Source organism: Mangrovimonas sp. ST2L15, assembly GCF_001280515.1.
In the GTDB taxonomy this organism is placed as follows: domain Bacteria; phylum Bacteroidota; class Bacteroidia; order Flavobacteriales; family Flavobacteriaceae; genus Mangrovimonas; species Mangrovimonas futianensis.
The window spans coordinates 490,609-502,372 of the sequence record NZ_LBIQ01000030.1 but is presented as its reverse complement, the minus strand read 5'-3'; the positions used below and the strand labels follow the sequence as shown (position 1 = coordinate 502,372).

General features: G+C 35.1%; 6 protein-coding genes. 1 reads left to right on the top strand and 5 read right to left on the bottom strand.

The window, feature by feature from the left end; all coding sequences use genetic code 11:
• Position 1: 1 nt before the first annotated feature.
• From ZA07_RS06125 to ZA07_RS06105, 5 genes are all read right to left on the bottom strand, one after another.
• The gene (locus ZA07_RS06125; RefSeq protein WP_053970840.1) at positions 2 to 394 is read right to left on the bottom strand and encodes a hypothetical protein; all 393 of its coding nucleotides are present in this window, start codon (positions 392 to 394) and stop codon (positions 2 to 4) included.
• A gap of 486 nt (positions 395 to 880) precedes the next feature.
• A complete protein-coding gene (locus tag ZA07_RS06120) occupies positions 881 to 2,788 on the bottom strand; it encodes a cellulase family glycosylhydrolase (RefSeq protein WP_082316525.1) in 1,908 nt (635 codons plus the stop codon).
• Positions 2,789 to 2,854: 66 nt separating this feature from the next.
• Positions 2,855 to 4,354, bottom strand: coding sequence for a RagB/SusD family nutrient uptake outer membrane protein (locus ZA07_RS06115; RefSeq protein ID WP_082316586.1), 1,500 nt, complete (start codon positions 4,352 to 4,354; stop codon positions 2,855 to 2,857).
• Positions 4,355 to 4,367: 13 nt separating this feature from the next.
• A complete protein-coding gene (locus ZA07_RS06110) occupies positions 4,368 to 7,403 on the bottom strand; it encodes a TonB-dependent receptor (RefSeq protein WP_053970837.1) in 3,036 nt (1,011 codons plus the stop codon).
• Positions 7,404 to 7,595: 192 nt separating this feature from the next.
• Entirely contained in the window at positions 7,596 to 9,905 is a 2,310-nt protein-coding gene (locus tag ZA07_RS06105) for a glycoside hydrolase family 3 protein (RefSeq protein ID WP_053970836.1), read from the bottom strand.
• 172 nt (positions 9,906 to 10,077) lie between these two features.
• Here ZA07_RS06105 and ZA07_RS06100 point away from each other — a divergent pair, with 172 nt between their 5' ends.
• A complete protein-coding gene (locus ZA07_RS06100) occupies positions 10,078 to 11,739 on the top strand; it encodes a family 78 glycoside hydrolase catalytic domain (RefSeq protein WP_053970835.1) in 1,662 nt (553 codons plus the stop codon).
• Positions 11,740 to 11,764 lie beyond the last annotated feature (25 nt).

Genomic DNA, 11,764 nt, shown 5'->3' with positions numbered 1-11,764 from the left:
ATTATCCCCCAACTAACGGTGTTAGTTTAACAAAAGAAATACTGGTGTTCTCATTGACGAGAAGTTCTTGCTCTAAATCTTCTGCCTGCTCATCATCAATCAAAACAAAGTATCCGTTTTTTTGGAAAGCGTCCCATGCAATAAAGGTCTGTTGCTCTATATCAATTTTACTATTTCCATCCTTTAACTTGTAGCCATTAAGTGTTTTTTCAGCTTGGACTGGGATCACAAGGCCATTGAAATAGTCCTTACTTTTTTGGTTGTAGGCCTCAACTTCAGCCTGCACTCGAGCAGCAATAAGATCTTTTAAAGTGATGGTCTCTGATTGGACTTCAATTTTGATTTTGTTGAGAAGTTTACCCGCTAAGGTTTCATCGTTGATAGTTATGGTCATGGCTAAAAATTTTACTAAACATAAACAATTTTAGGGGAACCTTAAAAATGAAAAAAATCTTAAATGGTTTTTATCAACTATCTAAAAAGGTTAAATAACACCTATTTTAACGGATTAAGACCATAAAAATCATTTAAACAAGGACGCCACGAAGAAAAACCATGCCTGGGCATGACGATAAAAAACCAACCTGCAATAGAAATTTAACAAAAAAAGCTAGAGCCTAATACAACGATTGGCAGCAAAAACATTCTGCCTTTAGAGAAAATTTCCGAAGAGCAATTGCCTGATTTAGATTCAAAAAGCACAAACAACCCCAAAACCAACATAACCTATATATTTGCTGAAAACCTAATAGCCGACGCCTCAGTTTACGAGTTAAAAAAATATTGGCCCCCAATTCATTGCCGGCGACTTAGGGCGATATCATAGAATTGAAAAAACAGCTGCAAGAATTATTAAATCAATTAAGCTAATTGCTTGTTCTTATCTAATTATATAGTCGAAAATTTCCTTTGCAGAAATCAACTTTGACTTGCAATAAAGCTGATTCACATCAAAGCTAACAAAACTATTATTAGGTCCTAAAAGTGAAAACCGGGAAGGTGATACTTTTATCCACGAAAATTTAGCCATGTTGTTGATTTTTTCATCATTAAAAACAAGTGTGTTATCCACTTTGTTTAAACCTAAAAAATGCCCTTTTTCATTTTGAAAAGTCACTTTACCGTCATCAACACACTTAACCAAAAGTAATAACTTCTTTCCCTCATAATTAATTTCTATTCTTTGGTTATGTGGAGGTCTTGATACCGCTGCTCCAGTATTCCTTGAAACCACGTCCTTTAGCACCGTATTCTCTCTGAAATTTTCAGTAGTAAATTGACTCCATTTTGTTTTAATTTCAGAGAAAGAGTCTTTCTGTAAATTGGGCACTTCGTTCGTATTACTTTGATAAAAACCCCAATTTTCAATGGGACTATCCACCCTTTTGTTTTTATATGCCCAATTACTCCATGATACATTAAGACCATTTAAATGCGATAAATAATCCTCCCATAGACTCGGAAAGTTCCAGAAATTAAACTCTCCTGCTAGAATAGGAACATTCCATAAATACTGGTGCTGAGCCACCTCTTTAACAATAGCATCAACATAGCCTTTTTGAGATTCAAAATTCTCTTTGTCCTCATTATAATGATGTACCTGATACAACACATTCTTCCAATTATAATGAGAAGGCGGCACCATATAAGAGAATACAGGAAAAGCTCCTATGGAAATAATATGATCTGAATCTATTTTTCGAACCTCTTTATAAATATTATCATACAACTCATGTATGGGATACTTGTCTTTATTACTACTAAATGGTTCATTGAGTAAATCATAAGCAGCTACAGTAGGGTTTCCTCTAAAATGGTCAGCAATAGACTTCCAAATGTCAATCGTCATTTTTTGATACTTTTTATCCGTCCAAATATCATTAATATGAGCTTGACCACTGGTTATAAAACCATTGATACCACCTGGAGCACCATGCAAATCTAAAATCACATAAATTTCTCTTTTTGCGCATTCACTAACTACCCAATCTAATTGTCTAAAGCCATTCTTTTTTATAGAACCATCATTGTTCATTAATTCCATCCAATAAAACGGCACTCGAACCATATTCATTCCCATCCTTTTAATGATATCTAAATCATCTGAAGTGATCCAATAATTTTGATAAGCGTCTAAAAGAGCATCCGCATCCTTTACTCCAAACCGATTAATTAAAGAGTTCCTGACTGTTATATCATCTTCCATGTACAAATAAACTTCAGCAATTGACCAAGTTTGAATATTTTTATTCTGATTAATAATTCTTAGGTAGCGTTTAAAATAGATGTTTGGCAGCTGTACTACTATGTCTTTTTGATCGGTTTGCCCATTAAAAATAGTTTCCCATTGTTTATTATCATCAGAAACTTCGATAGAGAATGATTGAGCATAACCATTTGATAAAGACCCTAAATGGAACGAAAGTCTATTAAACACATGCTTTTCTTGCAAATCAATAATAATCTCCTTTTCATGGTTATTAGAACTTGCTGTCCACATTGTATCATAATTCCCATCAAAGGCGTTAAACCCATTTTTATCAATACCTGTTGAAGATATTACCGTCCACTGGTTTCGATTAAGAGAGCCTGTACCCAGAGGACACATCCAATACTCCATACTTAACCACGACCCCAAATTAGTCCCTCTAAGATTAATAGTATCTCCTTTACCAAATTCATTCCGCAAGACTGTGCCATCGGCTTTTAAATAGTCCTTTTCGCTGAATTGCGAAAAACAACTATACTCACTCAAAATGAGCGCCATAAAACAAAGAAGGTATCTCATATAATTATTTAAGTAAGAATAATTAAAAAGCCATTACATTTAAAGTCTGCAATGGCTCTTTCAAGTTTAGTAACCTGGGTTCTGTTGTAACAGTGGATTTATCTGAATTTCTCTTTGTGGAATTGGAAAAAGAAGACGATACTCTGCCACATTATAACCAGGAGGTGATACATTTGCTGGGTAATAATAATCCGTTGGATTTGCTAAAATGTTTTGCACATGTTCTGTCATTACTTCCAACACGTTATCAGTCCTCACCAAGTCAAGCCAACGTTTATTTTCAAAGGCTAATTCAATTCGTCTTTCGTGTAAAATTAAATCACGAAGTTCGGCTTGACTAGACGAGGATAAAGGATCTAAACCAGTTCTTGGATGTGCATGGACCATATTAAGGTAATTTAATGCCTCTGTGGTATTACCTAGCTCATTATAAGCCTCGGCCAAAAACAAAAGCACCTCTGCATATCTATAAACTGGCCAATTATCATTAGTATTTGGAGCTACATCAGATCCATGAACATATTTTTTTATGAATGGAATATCAACATAGTCATCTCCCGTGAATAATTCAATCGAAGCATCAAATCTTAAATCTCCATCTTCATAAGCTGCGATTAAATCCGGGGTAGGTGTATTCCAACCTGCATATGCATTGGTATTCCCATCAGGGAATCCAGGAATAACACCTGGGTTTGAAAGAATCGGAAGGAAATTATAAGCAAAGTTACTGGAAACCCCTGAAGTTTGATCAGCGTAATATTGAACTTCAAAAATAGACTCAGAGTGATTTTTATTGGCTGGCTCGTAAATATCTGAGTAATTACCAAGCAATGAATACCCCTCAACATTCATTAAAGCATCAACTGCATTTTGCCATTGCTCCAAAACAAGATAAATATTACCCAAAAGGGTCCATGCTGCACCATCTGCAACAAAACCAACCTGCTGGGTAGCTTTGTTTGGCAATAGTGTCCCCGCTAAAGCAAGGTCTCCTATTATTTGATTATATATTTCCTCTTTTGCGGTTTGGCCGGTAATTGTTTCCTCATATGTTGTTGGAGGAGTTAAAACCAAAGGCACATCTCCAAAATATTGAACTAAATCAAAATAAGCAAAAGCTCTTAAAAACAATGCTTGTCCCTTATAATTATCTTTTTGAGTTTGGTCAAATTCCCCAGCATCAATCTTATCTAAAATTTGGTTAGCTCTTCCAATAATGATATAGTCGTTTTGGTATTTATTTGAAATTGCACCACTATTGGGATCATCAATAAATTGCTCAACATATTCTCTATCGGCATACCCCCTATTGTCTTCATTGTAAATGAAACATGTATTATCTGATCTCATTTCACCCATTGACCACGCCCCATAGTCTGCAAGACCTGTTCCATATAAATTCCTTAACGGAACATACATGCCTACATTGGCTAATCTGAAATCCTCTTCTGTTTTGTAAAAGTTTTCTCCAGAAACCACTGTTTCCGGTAATTTCTCTAAAAAGTCATCACTACACCCCAATAAACTGAAGCATCCTATAGCTATTACTAAAATTCTATTTTTCATATCTTTCCTTTTTTTAAAAATTGTAATTAACACCAAAAGTTAATGTTCTTGGCACGGGATAGGTTGTGTTATCAACACCTGAAAACAGTCCAACTCCCGCAGATACTTCTGGGTTCCCTCCTGGATAATCGGTAAAAACGAAGGCTTGTTGCAAACTCGTATAAATTCGCAATCCCTTTAAATAATCATACTTAGATTCTGTAAAGCTATATCCGAGAGTTATATTTTTAATTGTTAAATAACTTGCGTCATACACCCATTTCGAACTAGCCCAGTCTCTTTCAGGACCAGTATTTCCAGATGCTTTCCCCCAACGACCATTACCAGGATTATCTTCAGACCTCCATCTATTTTCAAGATCTTTTAACACGTTGAATGCACCATCTAAATTACCTGTAAATCTTTCAGACATATTTGCAATTTTATGCCCATGCGCCCCTTGACAAACTATAGATAGATCTATATTCTTATATGAAAACGTATTTGTAAATCCATAATTGAACTTAGGTGCTGTATTACCTATAGGTCTTCGGTCCCTATCATCATTTGTAACTACTCCATCTCCATTCATGTCAAGATACTTGACACTTCCTACCTCTGCTCCTTCATGATGTGGAGAATTGTCAAATTCTTCTTGAGTTTCGTAGATACCATCCCAAACCAATCCATATAACTGACCAAGTGGTTGACCTACTTCTGTAATTGTCATGTCTCCATAGATTGCAGAATTAGCTGTACCTAACTCAAGAGCTTCATTTCGATTAAAAGAAATATTAAAGTTAGTATTCCATTTGAACTCTTTATCAATGTTTATTGTATTCAAAGTAAATTCATGTCCCCAGAATTTTATTTTTCCAATATTGGTTACATAGTTGTAAAACCCTGAAGAAATTGGGATTTCTACCGAATAAAGAAGGTTATCAGTCACTTTATTATAATAATCGTAAGTGAATTGAACTCTGTTATCAAAAAAGTTGATATCGATACCTGCATCCAGTTGCTCACTGGTTTCCCAGCCAAGTTCCGTATTATTTAATCCGGCCAAGCTACTACCATTTAAAAGCACATCATTGAATGGATTATTAGTCGGAACGACATTAGCATATTGCTGGTAATTCCCTATATTATTGTTTCCTGTAACACCAAATGATCCTCTTAACTTTAAGAAAGATAAAACTTTGCTTTCAGGGATAAATGATTCTTCAGAAACCACCCAACCTGCAGAGACAGAAGGGAAATTACCCCATTTGTTATCTTGGCCAAACCTTGAGGATCCATCTCTTCTAATAGCCCCTGTTAATAGGTATTTATTTTTATAGTTATAATTTACTCTAGCAACAAATGAAGTCAAACTCCACTCTTGGATATCGCTAGTTCCAGTAATTTCAGTGGCAGCATTAAGAGTTTCAACTCTATTGTCAGGAAATCCAGTTCCCGACATAGAAGCACTTTCAGAACGTGCAGCTTGTAACGTATATCCTCCTAAAATATCAAAATTGTGATCTCCAAAAGATTTTTTGTAACTTAATGTATTCTCCCAAAGCCAAGAATACGCCCAACTATTGGAATGAGAACCACTTATTCTTGATGTATCACTTTCATTAGGTGGATTAAAAATACTTCCCGCTGTTGAAGGAGAGAAGAAATCTGAAACACTATGACCGGCGTCAACCCCTACCATTGACTTGAAAGTCAAATCTTTTAACACATCTATTTCGATAAATGCATTTGATAGCAACCCTAATGACTCAGATTGGTTTTTAACTATTTGCACTTGGTTATACCAGTTAGGTGAAGCAGCTGTTCCATATTCCCAGCCTACAGCTAAAGGTATGGACCCATCTGGATTTTTATATGGAGCTAATGGATTGGTAAGGATAGCAGATTGCACTATACTTGGTGAATTATACCAAATACCATCACTCTGGGGTGTATTATTATTTGTATATGTAGGAGCAATATTGAATCCAACCTTTATTCTGTCATTAAACTTATAGTCTGTATTCGCACGAAGAGAAATACGTGTATAATCAGAATTTAAAAGAACCCCTTCCGTTTTATGAAACCCTGCAATAACTGAGGTACTTGATTTATCATTAGCATTTGAAAAGGATACTGTATAATTTTGAACAATTCCTGGCCTTGTTACTGCATTGAACCAATTTGTTCCTTCTCCATATTGCTCAGGATTTTGATAGATTTCAGGTACATCCTGTCCTCTTTCAATGGCAATTTCTTTTTTAAACTGAGCAAACTCGCGGGCATTCATCATATCTGGTTTTCCGTTTTCTGGAATAGATTGTATTCCCGTGTAAACACTTAATCCAAATTTGTTTTTACCATGTTTACCTTTTTTTGTGGTAATTAATACGACCCCATTAGATGCTCTTGAACCATACAAAGATGTTGAAGCAGCATCTTTCAAAATGGAAATACTTTCAATCTCATCTGGATTAATATTTGCAATATTTCCTTGAAGAGGAAAGCCATCAACAACATAAAGTGGATCACTTCCAGCAGAGATTGATGCCGCTCCCCTAACTCTTACAGTCATACCCTGTCCAGGAATACCGGTATTTTGAGTAATTTGAACTCCAGTAATTTTTCCTTGTAATTTCTGAGCGAGTTGTGGCACAGGCTCATTTTTAAACTCATCACTATCAACTGTTTGAACAGATCCAGTGACATCCCTTTTACTCTGTGAGCCATAAGCTACTATCACCACATCATCCAACATCTCTAAATTTGGCTCCAATTGAACATCAATGGTACTTCGAGAACCAATTACAATCTCTTGTGGTTTGTAACCCATGAATGAAATAACCAGCACACTACCTTCTTCTGGAATTTCAAGAGAATATTGGCCATCCATATCAGTCATCGTCCCTATTGAAGTATTCTTTAAAATGACATTAGCTCCTGGTACTGTAATCCCTGATTCATCAACTATAGTACCAGTAATTATTCTTTCCTGGCTAAAACCAAAGAGACAGCCTAAGAAAAAAGTAACTATAAAGAGCCTTTTTTGAATTAATAATTTTCTGTTCATAAAATAAATAATTAGTTGTAAAACATTAGTTGTTTTGAATAATTGATCAATATTAACAGTATTTTAAGGTAAAACTATCCTGTACTATGAGGCTTCATTTACTTTTTTTGTGAAATGCTATATCGTTTTCGCTTTTTCGAATAAAAAAATCCTCTATAGTTAGAGGATTTTTAAAATTGACTCTGGAATCTTTTAATTCTTAAATAAATCATGAACTTCTTCCACGATTGTTTCCTTTTTAAGATCAAAAGTTTCAGTTAAGATTAAGTTCTTAGAAGAATTACCTAGGTAAACTTTATAGTTCCCATTTTCTGCAACCCAAGCATTTAAATTATCATCAAAAGAAACCAAATCATCTAATGTAATTATAAATTCAAGGATTTGACTTTGTCCTGGTTTTAATATTTTTGTCTTTTCAAACCCTTTTAATTCCATATTAGGCTTTTTTAAGCTTATTCCAGGGGCAGATACATATAACTGCACAACTTCTTTTCCAGAAACAGAACCATTATTAGTAACCTTTACTTTTATTTTCACCTCCTTTTGGATTATCCTATCACTTATGTAAAGGTCCGAAAGGGTAAACGATGTATAAGATTTACCAAATCCAAACTCATAAGAGGGTTCAATGTTAAAGGTGTCAAAGTAGCGGTACCCTACATAGATGTCTTCACTGTAATCGATTTCTTTGGGGTCACTTACCGGCATTCCTGGCCACCCTACGGATGAAAGATGGTTGTTATAATCTACAGGAAAAGTCATAGGTAATTTTCCTGATGGGTTAACCTTTCCTAAAAGTACATCTGCAACGGCATTCCCCCCTTCTTGTCCTAATTGCCAAGTTAATAGAATGGCATCTACTTTATCCTTCCATGTAAATGTTTCTATAACTCCTCCAATATTTAAAATGACCACTACCTTTTTGTTTTGCTCATGGAATGCCTTGGAAACATTCTCAATCAATTTAATCTCATCTTGTGCTAAATAAAAATCCTCATTAATGTCTCGATCCCCAAACTCTCCAGAATTTCTACCAATGGTAATAATAGCCATAGCATCTTGTTTAGCAGATTGATCTATTAAATTGTTTGGCACATCCAATTCCACCATTCTTTTAGGCGGAGTAAATATAGCTCCGTTTGCCTCCCTCCTTTTTCTTTCTTTTTCGGCTTCTTCTTTCACATAACCCACATAGGCTTCTTCAATAAAATTACTTGTTTTAACACTTGAATTATTTAAGCCTTCTAATAAAGAAACTGTATAGGCTTCATTAACATCTCCACTTCCAGTACCTCCTGAAATAAAATTGTATGAGGTTGTCCCAAAAAGAGCCACAGATTTAGATTTTGTTGAAAATGGAAGAATGCCATCATTATTTTTTAATAAAACCATACTTTCTGCGGCAGATTCTCTTGCAATCTTTGCATGCCCCTTTAAATCTGGAGTGTTGGAAAATTTTTGATTTTTAAAAACAGGTGATTGAAGAACCACTTTTAAAATGGCTTCAATATTTCTGTTGACAACCTCTTCCGAAAGCTCACCACTATTTATTGCTTCAAGGAGTAAATTGTATTGATTTTGAGTTCCTGGCATTAATACATCATTTCCGGCATTCATTTGTGCTACAACATTACTATTTCCATTTCCTATGGTTTCTAAACTCTCGTAGCCTCCAAACCAGTCGGACATCACAAAACCTTTAAAACCCCATTCATTTCTCAAAATATCTTGCAGAATATCATGACTTTCTGATGTATATTTCCCATTTACCTTATTATAGGAAGACATCACGGTCCAAGGTTCCGCCTTTTTAATGGCCATTTCAAACCCCTTTAAATAAATTTCTCGCATTGCCCTTTCACTAATTTGAGCATCAATCGAAAAGCGATTTGTTTCTTGGTTATTGGCTACAAAATGTTTGACAGATGTTCCCACACCATTTGATTGAACCCCATTAATATATGCTGCTGCGATTTCTCCTGAAACCAATGGATCTTCTGAATAATATTCAAAATTCCTCCCGCAAAGAGGGTTTCTATGTATATTTAGTGCTGGCGCTAACAAAACATCTATGCCATAATCTCTTACTTCTTCTCCTATGGCGACACCCACATGCTCTACCAATTCTGTATTCCAAGATGAGGCCAATGCAGTCCCTACAGGAAATGCCGTACCATAATATGTATGAGAGTCATTTGGTCTAGTTGGAGCAATTCTTACACCTGCAGGCCCGTCTGCTAATAATAAAGCAGGAATATTCAATCTTGGAATGGTATAAGTTGTTCCTGCAGAACCAGGCGCTTTCATTCTAGGCTCCCCATGAATAGAGTCGCCAAACATTTCTGAACCAAGAAGCATATGCGCTTTTTCTTCATTGGTCATGGCCTTAATGACCTCACTTATTGGATTCTTGCCAAGTTGTGGTACATTTTGTGCTTTGCAAGAAATAGCACCTAAAACAAATATCGCAGATAGGATATTTAGTAAACTTTTATATTTCATTATGAAGTGTTATTTGTATAATGCAAACTTAATTTTCTATCACGCTAAAAGTATCCTGTACTATACTGTGATAATTAATTAATGAAATAAGTCATTCAGCATAGTACAGGACACCAATTTTTCTGTATTGAAGTATCTTTAACGCTTAAACAATTCTTTTAATAATTAAGAAATGAAACACTCTTTTTCAAACTTTAAATGGTTTTTAATTTTATCCATTTTGTTATCTAATTTCTTGGGGTTTTCTCAAGATTATTATGGTCCAGATGAAAGGCGCAAATGGTTGGATATAGCAGAAAACAATATCCCTTCTTTAAAAGAGACTATAAAACACCCTATAGACTTAGTAAAAACTATTAAAGATACTAACGCTTTTCAAGTCTATAAAACAGAATCTATTGGAGGACTAGATGACTTTTATAAGACATCTCTAAAAACCCAATCTGGAATCATACTGGATTTTGGAGAACACATTACAGGGCAGTTTACTTTTTCATTAAATACGTTATTTGGGGTCACTGATGCTCCAGTTAGATTAAAATTTACGTTTGGGGAGGTGCCTTCAGAAGTATCTGTCCCTTTTGACCCATACCCAGGAGGATTAAGTCGTGCTTGGTTACAAGACGAAATAGTAACAGTAATGAGTATTCCTTCAACAATAACCCTAGAAAGGAGATTATCCTTTAGATATGTGAAAGTTGAAGTCTTAGGGAGCTCTCCTTATTTTGATTTTTCTTTGACTAAAGCCTCTGTAAAAGCAACAACTTCGGCCACAAGTGAAATTACAGACTTAAGTGCAACCTCATCTGAATTAATTAAAAAAATTGACCAAGTTGGATTAAATACACTAAGTGAATGTATGCAGACCGTTTTTGAGGACGGCCCAAAAAGAGATCGAAGACTTTGGATAGGAGACCTTTATCTTCAAGCGTTAGCTAATATGTATTCATACGAAAACCATATGCTCACTAAACGTTGTTTATATCTTATTGCTGCCCTCGCACAAGAAGATGGCTTTTTATATTCTAATGTATTTGAATATCCAAGCCCACACGCCCAAGAGGGCTCACCTTTTTTGTTTGATTATGCCATTCTATACAATGTCATTCTCAGAGATTATTTGGATGCCACTGGGGATACTGAAACTGCCAATGACCTTTGGCCAGTTGCTAAAAGACAAATGGATCATATAACTACTTATTTAGGAGAAGATGGTGTGTTTAATGCCGACAAAGCAGTAAAAAACAAATGGTGGTTGTTTGTAGATTGGAATGATCAATTAGATAGACAAACTGCTCTACAAGGTATTATGATTTACAGCATGAAAGGCACCTTGGATTTAGCAGAAAAATTAAATAAAAAGAGTGAGGTAAAACAACTACCTAAATGGATCGAAAGCATGTCATCTGGGGCGTTAAAACATCTATACGATAAAGATTTAGGTCTTTTTATTAGCGGTAAGGACAGGCAAGTATCCTATGCTTCACAATCTTGGATGATTTTAGCAGATGTTGTTAAGCCTAAAAAAGCCAGAAACATTTTGCACAATTTACAAGACTATAAGAATGCTATAAAACCTGGAGGCCCCTATTTGTATCATTATTACGTACAAGCTTTAATAGATAGTGACTTAAAAGAAGATGCTAGAGAATTGATTGAAAATTATTGGGGCGGTATGGTGAAAAAAGGCGCAGACACATTCTGGGAAGTTTATGACCCAAACAATGAAGAACTTTCACCCTATCAATTTTACCCAGTAAATAGTTACTGTCATGCATGGAGTTGTACTCCCGTATATTTCATTAGAAAATATCCAGAGATATTTCAGAATTAAATTTAAACAGGTAATAAATAAAGAG

What these genes read in the sequence shown, in the direction of transcription:
- ZA07_RS06125 (WP_053970840.1), bottom strand. Translation starts at nt 394, where the DNA reads ATGACCATAACTATCAACGATGAAACCTTAGCGGGTAAACTTCTCAAC.
- ZA07_RS06120 (WP_082316525.1), bottom strand. Translation starts at nt 2,788, where the DNA reads ATGAGATACCTTCTTTGTTTTATGGCGCTCATTTTGAGTGAGTATAGT.
- ZA07_RS06115 (WP_082316586.1), bottom strand. Translation starts at nt 4,354, where the DNA reads ATGAAAAATAGAATTTTAGTAATAGCTATAGGATGCTTCAGTTTATTG.
- ZA07_RS06110 (WP_053970837.1), bottom strand. Translation starts at nt 7,403, where the DNA reads ATGAACAGAAAATTATTAATTCAAAAAAGGCTCTTTATAGTTACTTTT.
- ZA07_RS06105 (WP_053970836.1), bottom strand. Translation starts at nt 9,905, where the DNA reads ATGAAATATAAAAGTTTACTAAATATCCTATCTGCGATATTTGTTTTA.
- ZA07_RS06100 (WP_053970835.1), top strand. Translation starts at nt 10,078, where the DNA reads ATGAAACACTCTTTTTCAAACTTTAAATGGTTTTTAATTTTATCCATT.